23 protein-coding genes and 1 pseudogene are annotated in these 21,519 nt (G+C 57.0%); 13 read left to right on the forward strand and 11 right to left on the reverse strand.

Annotated features, from left to right (window positions below; translation table 11 throughout):
* Nucleotides 1-42 precede the first annotated feature (42 nt).
* The 6 genes from ftsB to ACOTX4_RS02470 are packed head-to-tail and all read left to right on the forward strand — an operon-like array spanning nucleotide 43 to nucleotide 3,971.
* Nucleotides 43-354, forward strand: coding sequence for a cell division protein FtsB (gene ftsB / locus ACOTX4_RS02445; protein ID WP_003862095.1), 312 nt, complete (start codon nucleotides 43-45; stop codon nucleotides 352-354).
* Nucleotides 355-373: 19 nt separating this feature from the next.
* The gene (ispD, locus tag ACOTX4_RS02450) at nucleotides 374-1,084 is read left to right on the forward strand and encodes a 2-C-methyl-D-erythritol 4-phosphate cytidylyltransferase (RefSeq protein WP_022651774.1); all 711 of its coding nucleotides are present in this window, start codon (nucleotides 374-376) and stop codon (nucleotides 1,082-1,084) included.
* Nucleotides 1,084-1,563, forward strand: coding sequence for a 2-C-methyl-D-erythritol 2,4-cyclodiphosphate synthase (gene ispF, locus ACOTX4_RS02455; protein ID WP_003862097.1), 480 nt, complete (start codon nucleotides 1,084-1,086; stop codon nucleotides 1,561-1,563). Before ispD ends, ispF begins: the two co-directional genes overlap by 1 nt.
* On the forward strand, nucleotides 1,560-2,609 hold the full coding sequence (gene truD / locus ACOTX4_RS02460) for a tRNA pseudouridine(13) synthase TruD (RefSeq protein WP_023314739.1): 1,050 nt from the start codon (nucleotides 1,560-1,562) through the stop codon (nucleotides 2,607-2,609). The genes ispF and truD overlap by 4 nt, the downstream gene beginning before the upstream one ends.
* Nucleotides 2,590-3,351: a 5'/3'-nucleotidase SurE gene (surE, locus tag ACOTX4_RS02465; RefSeq protein WP_063938170.1), complete on the forward strand. Its 762-nt coding sequence runs from the start codon at nucleotides 2,590-2,592 to the stop codon at nucleotides 3,349-3,351. Before truD ends, surE begins: the two co-directional genes overlap by 20 nt.
* The gene (locus ACOTX4_RS02470; RefSeq protein WP_015571709.1) at nucleotides 3,345-3,971 is read left to right on the forward strand and encodes a protein-L-isoaspartate(D-aspartate) O-methyltransferase; all 627 of its coding nucleotides are present in this window, start codon (nucleotides 3,345-3,347) and stop codon (nucleotides 3,969-3,971) included. The genes surE and ACOTX4_RS02470 overlap by 7 nt, the downstream gene beginning before the upstream one ends.
* A gap of 94 nt (nucleotides 3,972-4,065) precedes the next feature.
* On the opposite strand, the gene ACOTX4_RS02475 is transcribed toward ACOTX4_RS02470, so the two are convergent.
* Nucleotides 4,066-4,197: a peptidase gene (locus tag ACOTX4_RS02475; protein ID WP_306173474.1), complete on the reverse strand. Its 132-nt coding sequence runs from the start codon at nucleotides 4,195-4,197 to the stop codon at nucleotides 4,066-4,068.
* On the opposite strand from ACOTX4_RS02475, the gene nlpD reads away from it, so the two are divergent.
* Nucleotides 4,139-5,212 carry a murein hydrolase activator NlpD gene (gene nlpD / locus ACOTX4_RS02480; protein ID WP_306173475.1) on the forward strand — a complete coding sequence of 358 codons (1,074 nt, stop codon included), beginning with the start codon at nucleotides 4,139-4,141 and terminating at the stop codon, nucleotides 5,210-5,212. The two genes, ACOTX4_RS02475 and nlpD, sit on opposite strands and share 59 nt — an antisense overlap.
* 59 nt (nucleotides 5,213-5,271) lie before the next feature.
* The gene (rpoS, locus tag ACOTX4_RS02485; RefSeq protein WP_013098493.1) at nucleotides 5,272-6,264 is read left to right on the forward strand and encodes an RNA polymerase sigma factor RpoS; all 993 of its coding nucleotides are present in this window, start codon (nucleotides 5,272-5,274) and stop codon (nucleotides 6,262-6,264) included.
* A gap of 50 nt (nucleotides 6,265-6,314) precedes the next feature.
* Here rpoS and ACOTX4_RS02490 read toward each other — a convergent pair whose 3' ends face one another.
* Both ACOTX4_RS02490 and ACOTX4_RS02495 read right to left on the reverse strand, forming a co-directional pair.
* The gene (locus ACOTX4_RS02490) at nucleotides 6,315-6,692 is read right to left on the reverse strand and encodes a DUF4440 domain-containing protein (protein ID WP_023314738.1); all 378 of its coding nucleotides are present in this window, start codon (nucleotides 6,690-6,692) and stop codon (nucleotides 6,315-6,317) included.
* Entirely contained in the window at nucleotides 6,689-7,891 is a 1,203-nt protein-coding gene (locus tag ACOTX4_RS02495) for an MFS transporter (RefSeq protein WP_063938172.1), read from the reverse strand. The genes ACOTX4_RS02490 and ACOTX4_RS02495 overlap by 4 nt, the downstream gene beginning before the upstream one ends.
* A 109-nt stretch (nucleotides 7,892-8,000) precedes the next feature.
* Between ACOTX4_RS02495 and ACOTX4_RS02500 the strand changes: the two genes are divergently transcribed.
* Nucleotides 8,001-8,888 (forward strand): LysR family transcriptional regulator, encoded by an 888-nt coding sequence (locus tag ACOTX4_RS02500; RefSeq protein WP_003862107.1) that lies wholly within the window; start codon nucleotides 8,001-8,003, stop codon nucleotides 8,886-8,888.
* Here the strand turns inward: ACOTX4_RS02500 and ACOTX4_RS02505 are convergent.
* Complete coding sequence (locus tag ACOTX4_RS02505) at nucleotides 8,885-9,292, reverse strand: MarR family winged helix-turn-helix transcriptional regulator (RefSeq protein WP_022651767.1); 408 nt, start codon at nucleotides 9,290-9,292, stop codon at nucleotides 8,885-8,887. The two genes, ACOTX4_RS02500 and ACOTX4_RS02505, sit on opposite strands and share 4 nt — an antisense overlap.
* Nucleotides 9,293-9,465: 173 nt before the next feature.
* Here ACOTX4_RS02505 and ACOTX4_RS02510 point away from each other — a divergent pair, with 173 nt between their 5' ends.
* The 3 genes and pseudogenes from ACOTX4_RS02510 (at nucleotide 9,466) to ACOTX4_RS02520 (ending at nucleotide 11,716) form a co-directional block, all read left to right on the forward strand.
* Entirely contained in the window at nucleotides 9,466-10,068 is a 603-nt protein-coding gene (locus ACOTX4_RS02510; protein ID WP_003862111.1) for a non-oxidative hydroxyarylic acid decarboxylases subunit B, read from the forward strand.
* A pseudogene (locus ACOTX4_RS02515) lies at nucleotides 10,058-11,484 on the forward strand (non-oxidative hydroxyarylic acid decarboxylases subunit C). Before ACOTX4_RS02510 ends, ACOTX4_RS02515 begins: the two are co-directional and overlap by 11 nt.
* A 10-nt stretch (nucleotides 11,485-11,494) precedes the next feature.
* Complete coding sequence (locus ACOTX4_RS02520; protein WP_045331306.1) at nucleotides 11,495-11,716, forward strand: non-oxidative hydroxyarylic acid decarboxylases subunit D; 222 nt, start codon at nucleotides 11,495-11,497, stop codon at nucleotides 11,714-11,716.
* Nucleotides 11,717-11,806: 90 nt separating this feature from the next.
* Here the strand turns inward: ACOTX4_RS02520 and mutS are convergent, their stop codons facing one another.
* Both mutS and ACOTX4_RS02530 read right to left on the reverse strand, forming a co-directional pair.
* Complete coding sequence (mutS, locus tag ACOTX4_RS02525; protein ID WP_045331305.1) at nucleotides 11,807-14,368, reverse strand: DNA mismatch repair protein MutS; 2,562 nt, start codon at nucleotides 14,366-14,368, stop codon at nucleotides 11,807-11,809.
* 113 nt (nucleotides 14,369-14,481) lie between these two features.
* On the reverse strand, nucleotides 14,482-14,712 hold the full coding sequence (locus tag ACOTX4_RS02530; RefSeq protein ID WP_003862120.1) for a SymE family type I addiction module toxin: 231 nt from the start codon (nucleotides 14,710-14,712) through the stop codon (nucleotides 14,482-14,484).
* Nucleotides 14,713-14,887: 175 nt separating this feature from the next.
* Here ACOTX4_RS02530 and ACOTX4_RS02535 point away from each other — a divergent pair, with 175 nt between their 5' ends.
* Nucleotides 14,888-15,232, forward strand: coding sequence for a nitrous oxide-stimulated promoter family protein (locus tag ACOTX4_RS02535; RefSeq protein WP_022649174.1), 345 nt, complete (start codon nucleotides 14,888-14,890; stop codon nucleotides 15,230-15,232).
* A gap of 5 nt (nucleotides 15,233-15,237) precedes the next feature.
* Here the strand turns inward: ACOTX4_RS02535 and ACOTX4_RS02540 are convergent, their stop codons facing one another.
* From ACOTX4_RS02540 to flhA, 5 genes are all read right to left on the reverse strand, one after another.
* Nucleotides 15,238-16,458 carry an MDR family MFS transporter gene (locus ACOTX4_RS02540; RefSeq protein WP_045331302.1) on the reverse strand — a complete coding sequence of 407 codons (1,221 nt, stop codon included), beginning with the start codon at nucleotides 16,456-16,458 and terminating at the stop codon, nucleotides 15,238-15,240.
* A gap of 15 nt (nucleotides 16,459-16,473) precedes the next feature.
* Nucleotides 16,474-17,235 carry an ABC transporter ATP-binding protein gene (locus ACOTX4_RS02545; protein WP_022651751.1) on the reverse strand — a complete coding sequence of 254 codons (762 nt, stop codon included), beginning with the start codon at nucleotides 17,233-17,235 and terminating at the stop codon, nucleotides 16,474-16,476.
* On the reverse strand, nucleotides 17,235-18,272 hold the full coding sequence (locus ACOTX4_RS02550) for a FecCD family ABC transporter permease (protein ID WP_022651750.1): 1,038 nt from the start codon (nucleotides 18,270-18,272) through the stop codon (nucleotides 17,235-17,237). The genes ACOTX4_RS02545 and ACOTX4_RS02550 overlap by 1 nt, the downstream gene beginning before the upstream one ends.
* On the reverse strand, nucleotides 18,272-19,270 hold the full coding sequence (locus ACOTX4_RS02555) for an ABC transporter substrate-binding protein (protein ID WP_022651749.1): 999 nt from the start codon (nucleotides 19,268-19,270) through the stop codon (nucleotides 18,272-18,274). Before ACOTX4_RS02555 ends, ACOTX4_RS02550 begins: the two co-directional genes overlap by 1 nt.
* A 149-nt stretch (nucleotides 19,271-19,419) precedes the next feature.
* Nucleotides 19,420-21,492, reverse strand: a complete 2,073-nt coding sequence (flhA, locus tag ACOTX4_RS02560; protein ID WP_023323668.1) for a formate hydrogenlyase transcriptional activator FlhA — start codon at nucleotides 21,490-21,492, stop codon at nucleotides 19,420-19,422.
* Nucleotides 21,493-21,519: the final 27 nt, after the last annotated feature.

Genomic DNA, 21,519 nt, shown 5'->3' on the forward strand with positions numbered 1-21,519 from the left:
GGAAAGTTATGGGATGATGATGCCGTTTTTTCAGGGGGCAGGATGGGTAAACTAACGCTGCTGTTGCTGGCTTTGCTGGTCTGGCTGCAATATTCGCTGTGGTTCGGCAAAAACGGACTGCACGACTACAGCCGGGTGAGCGATGACGTCGCGGCACAGCAGGCGACAAACGCCAAACTTAAAGCGCGTAACGATCAACTTTTTGCTGAAATTGATGACCTCAATGGCGGCCAGGAGGCGATTGAGGAGCGCGCACGCAATGAACTCAGTATGACTAAGCCGGGCGAAACGTTTTATCGCCTGGTTCCGGATGCGTCTAAACGCAATCAGGGCTCCGCACAAAACAATCGATAATCAGGCCCAGGATTACGACATGGCAGCAACTTTTTCGGACGTCTGTGCCGTGGTGCCGGCCGCAGGTTTTGGCCGGCGCATGCAGACAGAATGTCCTAAGCAGTACCTCTCAATTGGCGATAAAACGATCCTCGAGCACGCCGTGGCGGCGCTGCTGGCGCATTCTCGGGTGAAACGCGTTGTTATTGCCATCAGCCCCGGCGATGCACGTTTTGCCCAGCTCCCGCTGGCGAATCACCCTCAGATTACCGTCGTTGACGGCGGCGCAGAGCGGGCTGACTCCGTTCTGGCGGGCATTCAGGCTGCCGGGAACGCGCAGTGGGTGCTGGTGCACGATGCCGCGCGTCCCTGTCTGCATCACGACGATCTGTCGCGTCTGCTGGCCCTGAGTGAAACCAGTAACGTGGGCGGCATTCTGGCCGCCCCGGTGCGTGACACCATGAAGCGTGCCGAACCGGGTAAACCGGCGATTGCCCACACCGTCGAGCGCGTCGATCTATGGCACGCGCTGACGCCACAATTTTTCCCCCGCGAATTACTCCACGACTGCTTAACGCGTGCGCTTAAAGAAGGTGCGACCATTACGGACGAAGCCTCGGCGCTGGAGTATTGCGGTTTCCACCCCACGCTTGTTGAAGGGCGCGCTGATAATATAAAAGTGACGCGCCCGGAAGACTTACAGCTCGCGGAATTTTATCTTACCCGTACGACCCCTCAGGAGAAGGCATAATGCGTATTGGACACGGTTTTGATGTACACGCCTTTGGCGGCGTTGGCCCAATTATCATTGGCGGCGTGCGCATTCCATACGAAAAAGGTCTGCTGGCGCATTCTGATGGCGACGTGGCGCTGCATGCGCTGACCGACGCGCTGCTGGGTGCCGCCGCGCTGGGCGACATTGGCAAACTGTTCCCGGACACCGATCCTGCTTTTAAAGGCGCAGACAGCCGCGAACTGCTGCGCGAAGCCTGGCGTCGTATTCAGGCCAAAGGCTACACCCTTGGCAACGTTGATGTGACGATCATTGCTCAGGCACCGAAGATGCTGCCGCACATCCCTCAGATGCGCGTGTTTATCGCTGAAGATCTGGGTTGCCATATGGACGACGTCAACGTCAAAGCGACCACCACGGAGAAGCTGGGCTTTACTGGTCGTGGCGAAGGCATTGCCTGTGAAGCCGTGGCGCTGCTGGTGAAGGCGGCCAAATGACGGATTTCGACAACCTGACGTATCTGCACGGTGAACCGCAGGGCAAGGGGCTGCTGAAAGCCAACCCTGAAGATTTCGTGGTAGTGGAAGATCTCGGTTTTGAGCCGGACGGCGAAGGCGAGCACATCCTGGTGCGCATTCTGAAAAACGGCTGCAACACCCGCTTCGTGGCGGACGCGCTGGCAAAATTCCTCAATATTCACGCCCGCGAAGTGAGCTTTGCCGGTCAAAAAGATAAACATGCCGTGACCGAACAGTGGCTTTGCGCCCGCGTGCCCGGCAACGGCATGCCCGATTTAAGCAAATTTGAGCTTGAGGGCTGTAAGGTACTGGAGTACGCCCGCCATAAACGCAAATTGCGTCTGGGAGCGTTAAAAGGCAATGCCTTTACTCTGGTGTTGCGTGAAGTGACCGAACGCGAAGACGTTGAAAAACGCCTGAAGGCCATTAACGAACGCGGCGTGCCAAACTATTTCGGCGCACAGCGCTTTGGCATTGGTGGCAGCAACCTGCTGGGCGCGCTGCGCTGGGCGCAAAGCGGTGCACCGGTGCGCGATCGTAATAAACGCAGTTTTTGGTTGTCGGCGGCCCGCAGTGCGTTGTTTAATCAGATTGTGAGCGAACGGCTGAAAAAACCGGACGCGAATCAAGTTGTTGTCGGCGATGCGCTACAATTAGCGGGACGCGGAAGCTGGTTTGTGGCAACGGCCGATGAGATGGCCGATGTCCAGTCGCGCGTGGACGCTAAAACGCTGATGATTACAGCCGCCTTGCCGGGTTTAGGCGACTGGGGAACCCAGGGCGAGGCGCTGGCCGCTGAGCAGTCAGCGGTGGCGGATGCGCCAGAATTACAATCGTTGCTGGTGCGGGAAAAGGTCGAGGCGGCGCGCCGTGCGATGCTCCTCTACCCGCAACAGCTGAGCTGGAACTGGTGGGATGACGTAACCGTCGAGTTACGCTTCTGGCTGCCGGCAGGTAGCTTTGCCACCAGTGTTGTCAGGGAACTTATCAACACGTCGGGTGATTATGCGAATATTGCTGAGTAACGATGACGGGATCCATGCGCCAGGTATTCAGACGCTGGCGAAACACCTCCGCGAATTTGCGGATGTGCAGGTCGTGGCTCCCGATCGTAACCGCAGTGGCGCGTCTAACTCATTGACGCTGGAGTCTTCACTTCGCACCTTTACCTTTGAGAATGGCGATATTGCCGTCCAGATGGGGACGCCGACCGACTGCGTGTTTTTGGGCGTAAATGCGCTGATGCGCCCTCGGCCGGATGTTGTGGTCTCCGGCATCAATGCCGGGCCAAATCTTGGCGATGATGTGATTTACTCCGGCACCGTGGCCGCGGCGATGGAAGGGCGTCACCTGGGTTTCCCGGCGCTGGCGGTCTCGTTAAACGGCCACACCCACTATGACACTGCCGCCGCGGTGACCTGCTCCATTCTCCGTGCGCTTGGCCGCGAGCCACTGCGTACCGGACGTATCCTTAATATTAACGTGCCGGATCTACCACTGGACGAGATTAAAGGGATCCGCGTGACGCGCTGCGGCAGTCGCCACCCGGCCGATCAGGTTATTCCCCAGCAGGATCCCCGCGGCAATACCCTGTACTGGATCGGCCCGCCGGGAGATAAATGCGATGCCGGGCCAGACACCGACTTTGCTGCGGTGGATGAGGGTTACGTTTCCGTTACGCCGTTGCACGTAGATTTAACCGCTTATAGCGCGCATGATGTGGTGTCGGACTGGTTAAATCGGGTCGGAGTGAACGCGCAATGGTAAGTAAACGTGTACAAACTCTTCTGGAACAATTACGCGCACAGGGGATTGCCAACGAGCAGGTGCTGGATGCGCTTGCCCAGGTTCCCCGTGAGAAGTTTGTAGATGAGGCGTTTGAACACAAAGCGTGGGAAAACGTGGCGCTGCCCATCGGGCAAGGCCAGACGATTTCGCAGCCCTACATGGTGGCGCGTATGACGGAGCTTCTGGAGTTAACGCCAGACTCCCGGGTGCTGGAAATTGGCACCGGTTCAGGGTATCAGACCGCGATCCTGGCCCACCTTGTGCACCATGTCTGTTCCGTGGAACGGATTAAAGGGTTGCAGTGGCAGGCGCGCCGTCGCCTGAAACAGCTTGATTTACATAATGTATCGACACGCCACGGCGATGGATGGCAGGGTTGGCAGGCTCGCGCCCCGTTTGACGCCATCATTGTCACGGCAGCGCCACCTGAAATCCCCGCTGCACTTCTCTCGCAGCTGGACGAGGGCGGCATTCTTGTTTTGCCCGTCGGCGATGAGCAGCAGCTTTTAAAGCGCGTTCGTCGACGCGGCGGCGAGTTTATTATCGATACCGTGGAAGCCGTACGCTTTGTGCCCCTGGTTAAGGGCGAGCTGGCCTGAGACTCGGATTTTTCCAGGGTTATTAAGGCAAATTCAGCGTATGGTGTGGCGCGATAGGTTCGTGCCATCACGGTTATTTTTAAGTCACTGGTAGTTAACACATTCCTGGGGGATAAATGAGCGCGGGAAGCCCAAAATTCACCATCAGCCGTGTTGCGGCATTATCACTGGTTTCGCTCTGGCTGGCAGGCTGTACAAGTTCAAATAACGCGCCTGCGCCCGTCAGTTCCGTTAATGGAACCAGCGGCTCGGGTAACACGTCCAGCGGAATGTTGATTACCCCTCCGCCTAAAATGGGTACCTCAACGGCGCAGCAAACGCCGCAGATCCAGCCGGTTCAGCGTCCAGTTACGCAGCCTACGCAGATACAGCCAGTGGAACAGCCTGTTCAGACTGAAAATGGCCGCATAGTGTATAACCGCAAGTATGGGAACATTCCGAAAGGTAGCTATACCGGCGGCAGTACCTATACCGTGAAGCGCGGCGATACGCTGTTCTATATTGCCTGGATCACCGGGAACGATTTCCGCGATCTGGCACAGCGAAACAACGTCCAGGCCCCGTATGCTCTGGAAGTCGGGCAAACGCTTCAGGTTGGCAACGCGACGGGGACACCGCTTACGCCAGGCAACACCGTTTCAGCAGCCGACGTAACTGCGCAAAATAACAGCGTCACCCCTGCACAAAAAACCACCACGGTGGTTGCTTCACAACCTGTAATTACGTATTCTGAGGATTCAGGTGATCAGAGTGCTAACAAAATGTTGCCGAATAATAAAGGTACTGCGACTGTTGTCACAGCACCGACTACGGCACCTGTGGTTAGCTCTACTGTACCGACTGCAAGCAGTCAGAATGCCAGCTCGTCAATTACCACCTGGCGTTGGCCAACTGACGGCAAGATCATCGAGAACTTCGCTACCTCTGAGGGGGGCAACAAAGGGATCGATATCGCAGGCAGTAAAGGACAGGCAATCATCGCGACCGCAGACGGACGCGTTGTCTATGCCGGTAACGCACTGCGCGGTTACGGTAATCTTATTATCATCAAACATAATGATGATTACCTGAGTGCCTACGCCCATAACGACACAATGCTGGTCCGGGAACAACAAGAAGTTAAGGCGGGGCAAAAAATCGCTACCATGGGTAGCACCGGAACCAGTTCTACACGCTTGCATTTTGAAATTCGTTACAAGGGGAAATCCGTAAACCCGCTGCAATATTTACCGCAGCGATAAATTGACGGGGCATGCCAGCCAGGGTGTCTCGTCCAGGGATCACGGGTAGGAGCCACCTTATGAGTCAGAATACGCTGAAAGTTCATGATTTAAATGAAGACGCGGAATTTGATGAGAACGGAGCAGAGGCTTTTGACGAAAAAGCCTTAGTAGAAGAGGAACCCAGTGATAACGATTTGGCTGAAGAAGAGCTGTTATCGCAGGGTGCCACACAGCGTGTGCTGGACGCGACTCAGCTTTACCTTGGGGAGATTGGTTACTCCCCACTGCTAACGGCCGAAGAAGAAGTCTATTTCGCACGTCGTGCTTTGCGTGGTGATGTTGCCTCGCGTCGTCGCATGATCGAAAGTAACCTGCGACTGGTCGTGAAAATTGCCCGCCGTTACGGCAATCGTGGTCTGGCTCTGCTGGATCTGATTGAAGAGGGCAACTTAGGTCTCATCCGCGCAGTTGAGAAGTTTGACCCGGAACGCGGGTTCCGTTTCTCAACCTACGCGACCTGGTGGATTCGTCAGACCATCGAACGGGCTATTATGAACCAGACCCGTACGATTCGACTGCCGATCCACATCGTCAAAGAGTTGAATGTTTATCTGCGTACCGCGCGCGAGTTGTCCCATAAACTGGACCACGAGCCAAGTGCGGAAGAGATTGCAGAGCAACTCGACAAACCGGTTGATGACGTAAGCCGTATGCTGCGTCTCAACGAGCGCATTACCTCGGTTGACACCCCGCTGGGTGGTGACTCCGAAAAAGCGCTGCTGGACATCCTGGCCGATGAAAAAGACAACGGCCCGGAAGACACCACGCAGGACGATGACATGAAACAGAGCATCGTCAAATGGCTGTTCGAACTGAACGCCAAACAGCGTGAAGTGCTGGCACGTCGTTTCGGTTTACTGGGGTATGAAGCTGCGACACTGGAAGATGTCGGCCGTGAGATTGGCCTGACCCGTGAACGTGTTCGTCAGATTCAGGTTGAAGGCCTACGCCGCCTGCGTGAAATCCTGCAAGGGCAAGGTCTGAATATCGAAGCGCTGTTCCGCGAGTAAGCAACCATTCGTCAGAAAAGGCCCGTCGTGAGACGGGCCTTTTTTATGCCTTACGGCTGCGCCGTTTCGTGCAGCAAACGCCAGGTGATGTTATCCCCTTCCTGATTAAGCACCGCGGTTGACCAGCGCACGTTGACGGGCTGGCCTGGCCGGGTTTGCGTCTCCCGGTAATGGAGCACCGCGCCGTTGTCCCATGTCTGAAGCGTTGTTAACGCATCAATACCGATCCTGAGCCCGGGTCGGGTTCCCCGCTGCGCATTTAAAAATTGGGCAAGCGCGTGATGATCTAACGGGTTGCCACTCGGTGGAACCATCAGAAAATCCGGACGGAAACGGGCGAGCAGGGCGTCCCGATCGCCTTCGCCTGCACCTAACCAGTTTTCAAGGGCGACGTGAATGTCGAGGATCTCTTGTTCGAAATGGGTCATGGTTGCTCCTGTTGCAGTTGCGCAAGTAACTGCGTGTTGTTAAGACGGTAGACGTACAGTACGGGCAGTAGAGTGATGACTGCGGCAAAAACAAACATCCCGTGCCAGGCGGCCAGCGGCGCGAGATAATCCTGCATGAAGCTCAGCGCCTGCGCCAGCAGCAGAGCGCCCGCAAAAAAGCTCAACTGACGATTGAGATTCCATAGCGTGCTGGCATCAGGCATATTTTCCGGCCGCATCGTCAAAAACGCGCTGCTCTGAGCCGTACTGCTGCAAAGGCTTCCCCCCGCGCCCATCAGCGCAAACGCAACGGCAGGTAGCAGCATTGCCGGGCCGACGTTAACTAAAAGCAGAATGCCCGTCGCCTGCAAAAGGCAACCGATGACCACCAGCGGCCGGGGGCCGATACGGTTGAAATAGCGTCCTGTCGCGGTGATAGCCAAAAACGAAGCCACAGACCACGGCAGCATAAGCATGCCCGTTGCGGCGGGTGTCATATTGGCCTCGCTCTGGAGGTAATACATGCCCGTTACGTTCACGCCGATAAAAATGCCGGGTACGCACACATAGATAAGCATGGATAAGCGCAACAGCGGATCCGTCAGCAAAGACAGGTTTACTGTCCTGGTGGGGGTTATCGGCGGCGGTTCTGTTTTAAGCCACGCGCAGGCCAAAGCAAAGGTGACAATGACGACGGGCAGGGTGGCAAAAAATATCCAGCGCCAGCTGAATGTCTGAACCAGCATACCGCCCACAGCCGGTGAGCACGCGGGGGCAAGCAGTGCGACCAGCATCACCGCCGAGGAGAGTCTGGCCCGCTCATGAGGCTTAAACTGTTGCCAGGTCAGCGCCTGACCAACCGGGATCAGTAAACCCCCTCCGGCGCCCTGTACAACTCGCCAGGCAATCAGACTTTCCAGCGAAGATGAGAGACCCGCCGCAACGGAGGCCGCGCTAAAGAGAAGCAGTGAGAGCAGGATAACGCGCTTCGGCCCGACGCGGCGCGTCAGGATACTGCTGAAAGGGATGACTAGCGTTAGCCCGGCAATGTATCCGTTACTTACCCAGGCAAGCGCGGAAGGTGTGGTATTGAAAGCGAGAGCCATCGCCGGAAAGGCGACGCTGGCAATAAACATGTTTATCAAATCAAGGAAAAAGCCGAGCAGAAAGACGACGGCGATTTTGCTGCGATACGTCATGGAAGTTCCTCCGGTGAGGTGGCGTATCGTATCGGCCCGCGCGTTACGGATAAACGCGACAAAGCACGATATACTGTCAACATTATTTTGACAGTTAACCAGGCAAGCGATGCTTAATTTACAGCGTACGGCGATGTTTATCGCCGTAGCGGACACCGGCAGTTTCACCGCCGCAGCGGAGGCGATGGGGCTGACAAAAGCGGTGGTCAGCTTTCATATTCGTCAGCTTGAAGAGGAGCTGGGCGTCACCCTGTTGCTGCGAACCACCCGACGCCTGACGCTGACCGAGGCGGGGAAGCTCTTTCATCAACGAAGCGTGATGCTGTTACGGGATGCAGAGCGATTGCAGGATGACGTTCGCGCCAACCACGCCGGGCTGACGGGAGAACTGCGGATCACCACCACGCCCGAATATGGCTCGCAGGTGGTGGTGCCTTTGCTGGCTGAATTTAGCCAGTTGCACCCGGACCTTCGCGTGCGGCATGTCTCGTCCTCTTTGCATGCCGATCTTATCGCCGAGCGCTTCGATGTCGCTATCCGGCTCGGCACGCTTGCAGATTCGCGCTACCACGCCGCGTTGATGACCTCCTTCACCATCCTGCCCGTGGCAACGCCAGGCTGGCTGGCAAACCATCCGGTTGACTCGCTGGAACAACTGGCGGAAGCGGACTGGATCATTCACGAGCGTTTAACGTCGCCGCTGCGCTGGCAGGTGAGAGGTGTTGATGGACATCCGGTTTCCTTTGAGATCAAGAAAGCGCCGCGCCTGTATGCAGACAGCGCCCAGGCGCTGATGGCTTTTGCCCTCGCGGGATGTGGAGTGGCGCTGCTGCCGGAGTGGCTGGTGCGTAACGCACTGGATGCGGGGGAACTGGTCTCGCTGTTACCGGCATACACGTTTGCTCAGCAGGGCATCTATGCCGTTTATCCCGATGCCCGGCATGTGCCCGCGAAAGTGCGAACATTTATTGATTTTATGCGCGTCAGGGTGACTTAACCCTGCATCATTTTTTTAATGAGCGCTGAAAATTGCTCTCGTTCCGCGCCGTTAAGGCGCCCCAGAAATGCCTCATCCACCTCATTTCCAATCGGTTTACTGCTCTCAAGCAGGGCCTCTCCTTCGGCAGTCAGAAAGACAAACCGACGGCGTTTGTCTGCCGGATCGTGCTCGCGCCTGACCAGGCCGCGTGCTTCCATGCGGCTCAGCATTTCTGCCAGCGTCGCTTTGGTGCTCACCGCGACTTCAGTCAGGGCAACCTGCTCAATACCAGGATTTTCAGCAATTGACCGCATCACCGCATATTGTGGCTTGGTCAGTTCAGGCAATGCGTGCTGCCACTGGGCGGTATGCTGTTGAAAAAGCTGACGTAGCAGGTGGAAAGCTTCTTGTCTTAACTCCATGGACACTCCGACGGAAAAATACTCCCTCTATGATAGCCGCTCTTGGGCTGAATTTTAACGCGAGAGTTTTTTAGCGATTAGTGTGATCGTATGCGAACGATCTTGTCAGCAGCAGGATCAAGGCGTAGTTTAATTAATATGTTCGTATACGAACAAATTAATTGAGGTGCTGAATGAGATTGATTGTGGGAATGACGGGCGCGACGGGTGCGCCATTAGGCGTGGCGTTGTTACAGGCGCTGCGGGAAATGCCGGAGGTGGAAACGCACCTGGTGATGTCGAAGTGGGCAAAAACCACGATTGAGCTGGAAACGCCCTTCACTGCGCATGACGTTGCTGCACTGGCGGATGTCGTCCATAGCCCGGCCGATCAGGCTGCCACCATCTCCTCCGGCTCGTTTCGCACCGACGGCATGATCGTCATCCCGTGCAGCATGAAAACGCTGGCGGGTATCCGCGCGGGCTACGCCGAAGGGCTGGTAGGGCGTGCGGCAGACGTAGTGTTGAAAGAGGGGCGCAAGCTGGTGCTGGTTCCCCGTGAGACGCCGCTCAGCACCATCCATCTCGAGAACATGCTTGCTCTTTCCCGTATGGGCGTGGCGATGGTGCCGCCTATGCCTGCGTACTACAACCACCCGCAAACCGCCGATGACATTACCCAGCATATCGTGACCCGTGTTCTCGACCAGTTTGGTCTGGAGCATAAAAAAGCCCGACGCTGGGAAGGTTTGCAGGCAGCGAAACATTTTTCACAGGAGAATAAAGATGGCATTTGATGATTTGAGAAGCTTCCTGCAGGCGCTCGATGAGCAAGGGCAACTGCTGAAAATTGAGGAAGAGGTTAACGCCGAGCCGGATCTGGCGGCGGCCGCCAACGCGACCGGACGCATTGGCGATGGTGCGCCTGCGCTGTGGTTCGATAATATTCGCGGCTTCACCGATGCCCGTGTGGTGATGAACACTATCGGCTCGTGGCAAAACCACGCTATTTCGATGGGGCTGCCAGCGAATACCCCGGTGAAAAAACAGATCGACGAGTTTATTCGTCGCTGGGACAAATTCCCCGTCTCGCCAGAGCGTCGTGCAAATCCGGCCTGGGCGCAGAACACGGTGGACGGGGAAGACATCAACCTGTTCGACATTCTGCCGCTGTTCCGCCTGAACGACGGTGACGGAGGCTTTTATCTCGATAAAGCGTGCGTTGTCTCCCGCGATCCGCTCGACCCCGATCACTTCGGCAAACAGAACGTCGGGATCTACCGTATGGAAGTGAAGGGCAAGCGTAAGCTCGGCCTGCAACCGGTGCCGATGCATGATATCGCGCTGCATCTGCATAAGGCAGAAGAGCGCGGCGAAGACCTGCCTATTGCCATTACGCTGGGTAACGATCCGATCATCACCCTGATGGGCGCCACGCCGCTGAAATACGATCAATCCGAGTATGAGATGGCCGGTGCGCTACGCGAAAGCCCGTATCCGATTGCGACGGCTCCACTGACCGGTTTCGATGTGCCGTGGGGGTCGGAAGTGATCCTCGAAGGGGTGATTGAAGGCCGGAAACGTGAAATTGAAGGGCCATTCGGTGAGTTTACCGGACACTACTCCGGCGGACGCAATATGACGGTTGTACGCATTGATAAAGTCTCTTACCGCACCAAACCCATTTTCGAATCCCTTTACCTCGGCATGCCGTGGACCGAGATTGATTATCTGATGGGGCCCGCCACCTGCGTACCGCTCTATCAGCAGCTAAAGTCGGAATTCCCGGAAGTGCAGGCGGTAAACGCCATGTACACCCACGGTTTGCTGGCGATTATCTCCACTAAAAAGCGTTACGGCGGTTTTGCCCGTGCGGTCGGCCTCCGAGCCATGACCACGCCACACGGTCTGGGTTACGTGAAAATGGTGATTATGGTGGATGAAGACGTCGATCCGTTTAACCTGCCGCAGGTGATGTGGGCGCGTCATCAAAGGTCAATCCGGCAGGCGATCTGGTGCAGCTACCGAATATGTCTGTGCTCGAGCTTGACCCCGGCTCCAGCCCGGCGGGGATCACTGACAAGCTGATCATTGATGCCACCACCCCGGTTGCCCCGGACAACCGTGGTCACTACAGCCAGCCGGTACAGGATCTCCCTGAAACCAAAGCCTGGGCCGAAAAACTGACCGCGATGCTGGCGGCACGTCAATAAGGAGGAAAAAATGATTTGTCCACGTTGTGCCGATGAACATATTGAAGTGATGGCAACATCACCGGTGAAAGATGTCTGGACGGTATATCAGTGTCAGCACTGTCTGTATACCTGGCGCGATACCGAACCGTTGCGCCGTACCAGCCGCGAGCATTACCCGGAAGCGTTCCGCATGACCCAGAAGGATATTGATGAAGCACCGCAGGTGCCGACGATCCCGCCGCTGCTGTAAAAAAAGCCCGGTGGCGCTACGCATACCGGGCCTACGGGTTTTGTAGGCCGGGTAAGGCGAAGCCGCCACCGGGCAAAAGACCGCAGAGAACTAAACCAGACTCTTCAACCGATAAATCCACTCCAGCGCCTGACGCGGCGTCAGCGAATCCGGGTCGAGGTTCTCCAGCGCTTCTACCGCCGGAGAGGTCTCTTCCGGCACCGCCAGCAGTGACATCTGCGTACCATCTATCTGCGTAGCTGCCGCATTCGGTGACAAACTTTCCAGCTCACGCAATTTCTGACGCGCGCGCTTAATCACCTCTTTTGGCACGCCCGCCAGCGCGGCGACGGCCAGGCCATAGCTCTTGCTTGCCGCGCCGTCCTGCACCGTGTGCATAAAGGCGATGGTGTCGCCGTGCTCAAGCGCATCAAGGTGGACGTTAGCCACGCCTTCCATTTTCTCTGGCAGCTGTGTCAGTTCGAAATAGTGCGTTGCGAACAGCGTCAGCGCCTTGATTTTATTTGCCAGACTTTCCGCGCACGCCCAGGCCAGAGACAGGCCGTCATAGGTGGAGGTACCGCGTCCTACTTCGTCCATCAACACCAGACTGTTCTCTGTCGCGTTATGCAGAATGTTGGCGGTTTCGGTCATCTCGACCATAAAGGTAGAGCGACCGCTCGCCAGATCGTCCGCCGCACCCACACGGGTGAAGATACGGTCGATAGGGCCAATCTCAACCTTCTGCGCTGGAACGTAGCTGCCGATGTAGGCGAGCAGCGCGATAAGGGCTGTCTGGCGCATATAGGTACTTTTACCGCCCATGTTGGGGCCGGTAATGATCAGCATTCTTCGCTGCGGTGACAGGTTCAACGGGTTGGCAATAAACGGCTCGTTCAGCACCTGCTCAACCACCGGGTGGCGGCCTTCGGTAATGCGAATGCCGGGTTTGTCAGTAAAGGTCGGACAGGTGTAATTCAGCGTGTCGGCGCGCTCAGCCAGGTTTACCAGGACATCCAGCTCGGCCAGCGCAGCGGCGCTCAGTTGCAGGTCAGCCAGGTGCGGCATCAGGATGTCGAACAGCTCGTCATACAGCTGTTTCTCCAGCGCCAGCGCTTTACCTTTCGACGTGAGCACTTTGTCTTCGTACTCTTTCAGCTCGGGTATAATGTAGCGCTCGGCATTTTTCAGCGTCTGGCGGCGAACGTAGTGAATCGGGGCCAGGTGGCTCTGCCCACGGCTGATCTGGATATAGTAACCGTGTACCGCGTTGTAGCCGACTTTCAGGGTGTCGAGCCCCAGACGTTCACGCTCGCGGATTTCCAGCTTATCCAGATAATCCGTCGCGCCATCGGCCAGCGCACGCCATTCGTCCAGCTCTTCGTTGTAACCCGGAGCAATAACCCCGCCATCCCGCACCAGAACAGGCGGCGCATCAATGATGGCGCGTTCCAGCAGTTCGCGAAGCTCGGTAAATTCGCCCATGGTTTCGCGCAGCTTTTGCACTGGCGCGCTGTCGATCTCTCCCAGCTGAGCGCGCAGTTCCGGCAACTGCTGGAAAGCATGACGCATACGGGCGAGATCGCGTGGACGCGCGGTACGCAAGGCCAGGCGCGCAAGGATACGCTCAAGGTCACCCACCTGACGCAGCACCGGCTGCAATTCGGTATAACGATCCTGCAATGCGGCAATGGTTTGCTGGCGGCCAGTCAGCGTTTCGGTATTGCGGATCGGCATATGCAGCCAGCGTTTGAGCATACGGCTGCCCATGGGGGTAACCGTGCTGTCAAGAACCGACGCCAGCGTATTTTCCATGCCGCCAGCGAGGTTCTGCGTGATCTCCAGGTTGCGGCGCGTGGCGGCATCCATGATGATGCTGTCCTGCTGACGCTCCATGGTGATGGAACGAATATGGGGCAGGGCGGTACGTTGCGTATCCTTAACGTACTGCAACAGGCAGCCTGCGGCACACAGCCCGCGCGGGGCGTTTTCCACGCCAAAGCCAATCAAATCGCGCGTGCCAAATTGCAGGTTCAACTGCTGGCGCGCGGTATCAATTTCGAACTCCCACAGTGGACGACGACGCAGGCCGCGGCGACCTTCAATCAGCGCCATCTCGGCGAAATCCTCTGCATAAAGCAGTTCTGCCGGATTAGTGCGCTGTAGTTCAGCCGCCATGGTTTCACGGTCAGCCGGTTCACTCAGGCGAAAACGACCGGAGCTGATATCCAGCGTGGCGTAGCCAAACCCTTTACCATCCTGCCAGATCGCCGCCAGCAGGTTATCCTGGCGCTCCTGAAGCAGGGCCTCATCGCTGATGGTTCCCGGCGTGACGATGCGTACGACCTTGCGCTCAACAGGGCCTTTCGATGTGGCCGGGTCACCAATTTGTTCGCAGATAGCGACAGACTCGCCCTGGTTCACCAGCTTCGCCAGATAGTTTTCAACCGCGTGATGCGGGATACCCGCCATCGGGATGGGCTCGCCTGCCGACGCGCCACGTTTCGTCAGGGAAATGTCGAGCAGCTGAGACGCACGTTTCGCATCATCATAAAAAAGCTCGTAAAAATCGCCCATACGGTAAAACAGCAGAATTTCCGGATGCTGTGCCTTCAGCTTCAGGTACTGCTGCATCATTGGCGTATGCGCGTCGAAATTGTCGATTGTGCTCATGGAGTTATGATATCCATTTCTTTGAAAATATTACGCTTTGAGCGGCTCAATGGCCGATTGTTCCTTCTATTGTCGCATGAAAAAAAGGTGCGGCGCAGAAAAAAGTCACGACTTTACGAGGCATCTTCCGCCATTAATTCAATGATGATTTTTCCGTGCTCGACGCCTACCCGCACCTGCGAGTTGGTGGTAAATCCCGCTTGTTCAAGCCAGTCGCCTTTCAGGCTTAGAGCTGCGTGTACGCTGTACCGTTTTGGAATTTTCGTTTTACGGTCTTCATGACGTTTTCTGAAGTAACCCACTTTCAAGTGACGATAGGGTTTGGCGATCGCGATCTCTTGCATAAGCGCTCCGGTGAATGCGGTCAAAGGTGATTATTTATGCCTGTATAAAATACCAGTAAAACGCGGCGGGGGGCGGGGAAATTCTGGAATGACGCTTCAGAAAACGGAATGCAATGACTGAAAATGTGCAGATAAAAGGGTATTATAAATGCACTTTATTGTTGGGGACGGCGTTATGTCCGGTAAACGTATTTCACGAGAAAAAAAGACGATCGCCAGAATGATCGCCCTGTACGAAAACAGGTGTCCGCACGCCATAAAAGAAGAGGGGCACTATTCGGCGCTCAAGGCTTATGCTGATAAGCGGCTGGATAAATGCGTGTTTGGTGAGGAAAAACCTGCCTGCAAACAGTGCCCGGTGCACTGTTATCAGCCCGCCCGACGGGAAGAGATGAAGCAGGTGATGCGCTGGGCAGGGCCACGTATGTTATGGCGTCATCCGATTCTGACCATCCGACATCTGATCGACGATCGTCGTCCGGTTCCGGAATTACCGGAAAAGTATCGGCCCAAAAAATAATCGTCTCAGCGCCGCAGTGGACGACAAATCACGCTCAGCGCGACCGCGCTGCACAGTGGAAACACCGCCAGCAGCAGCCACGGGTAAATGGCCTCCGTCGAGGGCACCAGCGCCTTATCCAGCAGGCTGCCTAAACCTAAATTCCCCACCAGCACCGCGATGCCGCCGGCGGTTGAGAGCGCGCCATAGTGCGCTCCAAGCGTTGACTCCTCGGCAAAATGTGGGATCAAATCTTTTGCCGACGGCACCAGCAGCATCTGTCCAAGCGTTAAAAGGGTGACAAAGCTTGCAGAGGGCAGCAGGCGCAGCCAGCCTTCCGGCGGCTCCGTCGCGGCAAAAAGCGCCACGCTGGCAAACGCGGCGGAGAGCAGCAAAAAGCCCACCGGTAAAATCCTTACCGCGCCAACCTTTCGGGCGAAGCGGGCGAGGGGCAATTGCAGAACAATGATCAGCACCGATGCCAGCATAAACAGCGGTCCCAGGTCTTTTTCGTTCCCCCCGGCGCGCTGGATCTCCACCGGCAGCGCCAGATAGAGCTGGTTATAGCTTAACAGCCACGAACTGTAGGCGATGATAAAGGCGACGAAACGCGGCTGGCGGAACGTCGTCCACCAGGGCAGAATTTTCAGCGGCTTCGTGCTGCGGTGCGCCGCGGGCAGGCAGAAAAAGAGCACCACGAGCGCAACGATAAATATTCCCGCCCCCGCGAGCGCAACCTGGCGGAAACCCAGCCCCGTCAGCAGCGCACCCATCACCGGGCCAAGAACGGCGCCAAGTTCACCGCACACCGCAAACAGCGCAAACCACTCCGCGCGGCTGCGTTTACCCTTTGCCTCACTTTGCGTTCCCGCTTTTGCCAGCAGGGCCTCTATCGACGGTGAGAACAGCGCGCCGCCAACGCCCGTCAGACAGGCCCCCAGAATGACGGGCCACAGGGATTGCCCAAAGGCCAGCAGTAAATAACCCACCACGCGGACGATGCAGCCGCTGAGGATCACGCTCTTCGCGCCAAACCGGTCTGAAAGCGCGCCGCCAACAATAAACATCCCCTGCTGGGAAAAGGTGCGCAGCCCAAGCACCAGCCCAATCAGCCCGCCGGAGAGCAGCATATCGTCACGCAAGAAGATCGCGAGGAAGGGAACGACCGCGTAAAAGCCAATGTTAAACACGAACTGGCTGCCCAGCAGAACGGGCGGCCAGAGCGTGGTGGCAGTGCGAAGAGGCATCGTTTTAACTCACCCCTACACGATAAAATGGATGTGTTTTTTGCCGTGGTACGGCGAGATCTCGATTCTGGTTTTCACCCTGAAGACGTCCCAGAGTAGTTCCTCGGATAAGATTTCCTGCGGCGTTCCGGTCGCCACAATCTGCCCTTGCTGCATCACAATCAGCGAATCGCAGAACATGGATGCGTGGTTAAGATCGTGAATGGCGACGATGCTGGTTACCGGCAGCTCACTGATAAGCTGCATGAGCTGCATCTGATGATGAATGTCCAGATGGTTGGTCGGTTCATCCAGCAGGATCTCGGTGGGCGTTTGCGCCAGCGCGCGGGCGATATGTACCCGCTGACGCTCGCCGCCGGATAAGCTCAGCCAGCCCTGTTCGCTGCGATCCAGCATATCCACGCGTTGCAGGGCGGCGGTGACGGTTTCGTCATCCTGCGCGCTCCAGTTTGAGAAGGGAGAATGGTGCGGAATTCGCCCCAGTTTGACGACGTCACGCACGCGCATATTGGCGTCGGTCATTCCGTGCTGTTCAACAAACGCCACGCGCCGCGCCAGCTGCTTTTTGGCAATGCGGGCAATGTCCTGTCCGTCCAGCGTCACGCACCCGGCATCCGGGCGGCGCAGACCTGCCAGTATGCGCAACAGCGAGGATTTACCGCAGCCGTTAGGGCCAAGCAGGCCCACCGTTTCGCCCCGGGAAACCTTCAGCGAAACATGATTCACAATGATCTTTTTACCTACCTTCCAGGTGATTTTCTCGGCGCAGATGCTCATTACTTATTCCTTGAGCGGTAGATAATCACGGCGAAGAACGGTACGCCCACCAGTGCGGTAACGACGCCAACCGGCAGGCTTTGCGGAGCAATCAGCATCCGCGAGGCGATGTCGGCCAGCACCATCAGGATCGCCCCCGCCAGCGCGCTGGCTATCAGCAGCGTGCGGTGCAGCGGCCCGAACAGGAAACGCATAACGTGCGGCACGACCAGCCCGACAAAACCAATAGAGCCCGCCATGCTGACGATGGTCGCGGTGATCAGGGCGGTGGTGGTAAACAAGGCCAGGCGCACCCAGGGCACGGCAATGCCCAACGAGGCGGCGGCATCATCACCGAACGTAAAGGCGTCCAGCGCACGGGAATAATAAAGACAGACGGCCAGCCCCGCCAGTACCACTACCAGCGCCAGCTGGAATTCCGGCCAGCGTACGCCGCTAAAGCTGCCCAGCAGCCAGAACATCACGTCGCGCGCCTGTTGCGCGCTGGCAGAGGTGCTGATGGTATAGGCGGTAATGGCGTTAAACAGCTGAGAGGCCGCTACGCCCGCCAGGATCGTGCGTTCATTGCCGCCGCGCGCGCCGTTGGTCAGGAAGGCGACGAAGGCAAAGGCGGCGAAGGCTCCGGCAAACGCGCCCGCAGAAAGCGATACTGCGCCGGTGCCGAGACCCAATACGACGACTGACACCGCCCCGGTTGACGCTCCCGCCGACACGCCGAGCACGTAAGGTTCCGCCAGCGCATTCTTCAAAAGGCTCTGCAATACGGCCCCGCAGATGGCCAACCCGGCTCCGCAACAGGCCGCCACCAGCGCGCGGCTGAGGCGAAAGTCCCAGATGACGCTCTCGTAGATGCGGTTGAGCGGAACGTCAGTCAGCCCCAGCTTATTGCTGATGGCGTAGAACACGTTATTGAGCGGGATAGACAACTCACCGATGCTGACGCCAAGGGCGATCACCAGAAACAACAGCACGAAGGCGAGCAGGCATGACGTGGTCAGGAGCACCCCCTGCCGCATCTGAAGTACGGCGGTGGTCATCAGTTCAGTCCCAGTTTTCTGAGCTGTTCGCCGACCTGCTCAGCACCGTAAAGCGTGCGAATCGTCGGGTTCATGGCCTGGCCGTCCATCACCACAATATGACCCTTCTTCACCGCCTCCATCTGGCTGACGGCTGGATCGCTTTTCAGGAATTTGATTTTTTCTTCGGCGTTGTCCAGCGCCCAGCGGTTACGATCCAGGCTGGAGACCACAATCACGTCCGGATTAGCGGCAATAATACTTTCCCAGCCCACGGTCGGCCATTCGGTCTCAGAGGTAATGGCGTTATGGCCGCCCAGCACGTTAGCAATAAAGCCAGAGGCGCTGTTTTTGCCGCCGACATAGGCATCAGCCGAAGGTGAGGAGCTTGAGAACCAGAAAACAAAGGAGAGGTCTTTGTTGTTTTTGCCAAACTCCTGGCGCAGGTCGGCTTCACGTTTTTTGAAGTCGGCGATAACGGCCTGACCGCGCGCTTCCACGTTGAAAATCTTGGCGAAATCCTCAATCTCTTGATAAAGGTAGGTCATGTCCCACAGCGTCTGGCGGCTGCCGTACATGTCGCCTGCGGCTTTTTTAGTGGCGCACATGCCCGGGGACAAGTAGCTGTTTACCCCAACGGTGGCCAGATCTTCACGCTTTGCGACCTTACTTTCAGGCCCGAGCAGCAGCGGCAGCTGTGCAGGAACAAAATCAGGGTTTTGCGCAAGAATGGATTCAAGTGTCGGAATTTCGACGGTCAGGGTTTTGATTTTTGCATTCTGCTCAGCCAGCTGCGGCAATACTTTGGTCGGCCAGAACGCGCTGGCTTTCACCTTATCTTCCAGACCCAGCAGAAGCAGGATCTCGACGGTATTCTGCCCCAGGGCCACAACGCGTTCCGGCGCTTTGGTGAAGGTTTCTTTATACCCGCAGTTTTCTATCGTGAGCGGGTACGTGGTAGCCAGAGCTGTACTCATTGATGCAACCGCCAGGCCTAACGCGCAGAGAACCTTTTTCATTAAACGCTACCTTCATTAAAATTATTTTGATGCAAATGAAACGCATTATTAAGGCGGAATTTTATACAGAGGAAAATATATTGTGTCAATGTGAGACAATTACGCAGAGTGATGAAAGGCGGCGCCATATACGGCGCCGGAATGACGGGTTAATTCAGGCTCTCTTTATCGATTCCCAGACGCTTCATGCGCGAGAGCAGGGTGGTACGCTTCAGCCCCAGCCGTTGCGCCGCGCCTTTCGGCCCGGCCACCACGCCGTTGGTCTCCCTGAGCACGCGCAAAATGAGCTGATATTCATCCTCTCCATCCTTCGCAACCTCGGTTGCGGCCACGGTCGTTTCCGCAAGAGAAACCTCCGGCAGGGACAGCTGAAGCACGTTCCCGCGCGTCAGCAGCACCGCGCGCTCGATGACGTTTTCCAGCTCGCGCACGTTCCCCGGCCACTCCATCGCCGAGAGTGTGCGTAGCGTTTCAGCAGGAATACTGTCGATATTTCGCCCCATCCGGCGGGCAATCTTCGCGGTAAAGGCTTTCACCAGCAGCGGAATATCTTCCGGGCGCTCGCGCAGCGGCGGCAGGCAGATCGGGAACACGTTCAGGCGATAGTAGAGATCGCTTCTGAACTCACGGTCTGCGACCATTTTTTTCAGATCGCGGTTGGTGGCGGCAATCAGACGCACGTCGGTCTGGATCAGCTTGTTGCTGCCGAGGCGCTCAAACTCCTGCTCCTGCAGCACGCGCAGCAGCTTGGGCTGGAGCTCCAGCGGCATATCGCCCACTTCGTCGAGGAACAAAGAGCTTTTATCCGCCAGCTCAAAACGGCCCAGCCGCTGGCTGCTGGCGCCGGTAAAGGCACCGCGCTCGTGGCCGAACAGGTCGCTTTCCAGTAAGCCAGCAGGCATCGCCGCGCAGTTCATCTTCACCATCCGGCGGCTGTTGCGGTTGCTCAGGTTGTGGATCGCCCGGGCAATCAGCTCTTTCCCGGTACCGGTTTCACCGAGGATCAGCACCGTGCTGTCGCTTTGCGCCACCATCTCCACCTGCTTGAGCACGCTGTACATGGCATCGCTGCGCCCGATGATTTCGCCAAACTCGCTGTCCACGTTGTTGAGCTGCTCGGTCAGCGCCAGGTTTTCGTCCACCAGCCGCTCCTTCAGGCGGTGGATCTCCTGATAGGCGAGGGCGTTATCCAGCGCGATGGAGATGCGCTCGGCGATCTGGCGCAGCAGCTTCAGGTTGGCGGTGGTAAATACGGCTTCATCGCACTGCGCCAGTTTGAGCACGCCGAGCATGGTGTTGCCGGACATCAGCGGCAGCAGGCACAGGGTCTGGATCTTGTTGCCCCAGGTGTTGAAGAGCATCCGCTCGTAGGGGGCTACCGGATCCTGTTCATTGAGATTGAGCAGCAGGATCTCTTTGCTTTTAAATACCCGCTCGGACAGCGTTCCCGCTTCGTCCACTTCGCTCTGCTCGTGCGCCGGGTTAGCTTCATCAAGGTAGTGGGTGGAGTAGATGTTCAGCTTGCCTTTCCGGTTGCCGCGTAGCGCAATGCTGATGGCATCGATTTTAAAATAGTGATGGATCTCTTTTGATACTTCGCTGACCAGCTCATCCATGTCCAGGCGGGAGAGCACGGCGTTGGTGATGGCAACCAGAATGCGGAAGTTATCGCGCTCGCGGCTCAGCAGGTCGTAGTCCACGTTATTGGTGACGCGGCTTTGGATCTGCTCCGCGACAACGGCCACAATCTGGGTAAAGGTGTGCAGGCGTTCGTACTCCGCCTCGCTCCAGGGCTGGTCGGTATCGCGGATAAACTCGCAGCCGCCAAAAATTTGCCCTTCCACCGCCAGCGGCAGCATGCTGTAGTGGCCGAAAGGGTGGTAAAGGTTGCTCTCTGCCAGCTTCGGCCAGGCCTGGCGAAACTGGTCAAAATTGCAGTGCAGCGCTTCCGGGCGGGAGAGAATACGCCGCACCGGGCCGTGGGCAAGAAACGTTTCATCTTCATATTCGAAGATTTTGCCGTTATCACGCGTTGAGAAATAGCTCGCGCGGTGGGTTGCGCTATGCCAGAGCACAATAGCGGCGCTGTCCGCCAGCGCAGATTGCCTGACCAGCCGCGTCAGGGCATCGCTCAGTGCGCCGAGGTCGGGCTGTTGTAAAAGTGTGCGCGTGATGTCAAACAGGCCCTGCTGTCCAAGATCGCTCATCGGTGTATACGGCATTGTTGCTTTCCAATAGAAACTGGCAAA

The organism is Enterobacter cloacae complex sp. IR5459, from assembly GCF_049238005.1.
Classification (GTDB): domain Bacteria; phylum Pseudomonadota; class Gammaproteobacteria; order Enterobacterales; family Enterobacteriaceae; genus Enterobacter; species Enterobacter hormaechei_C.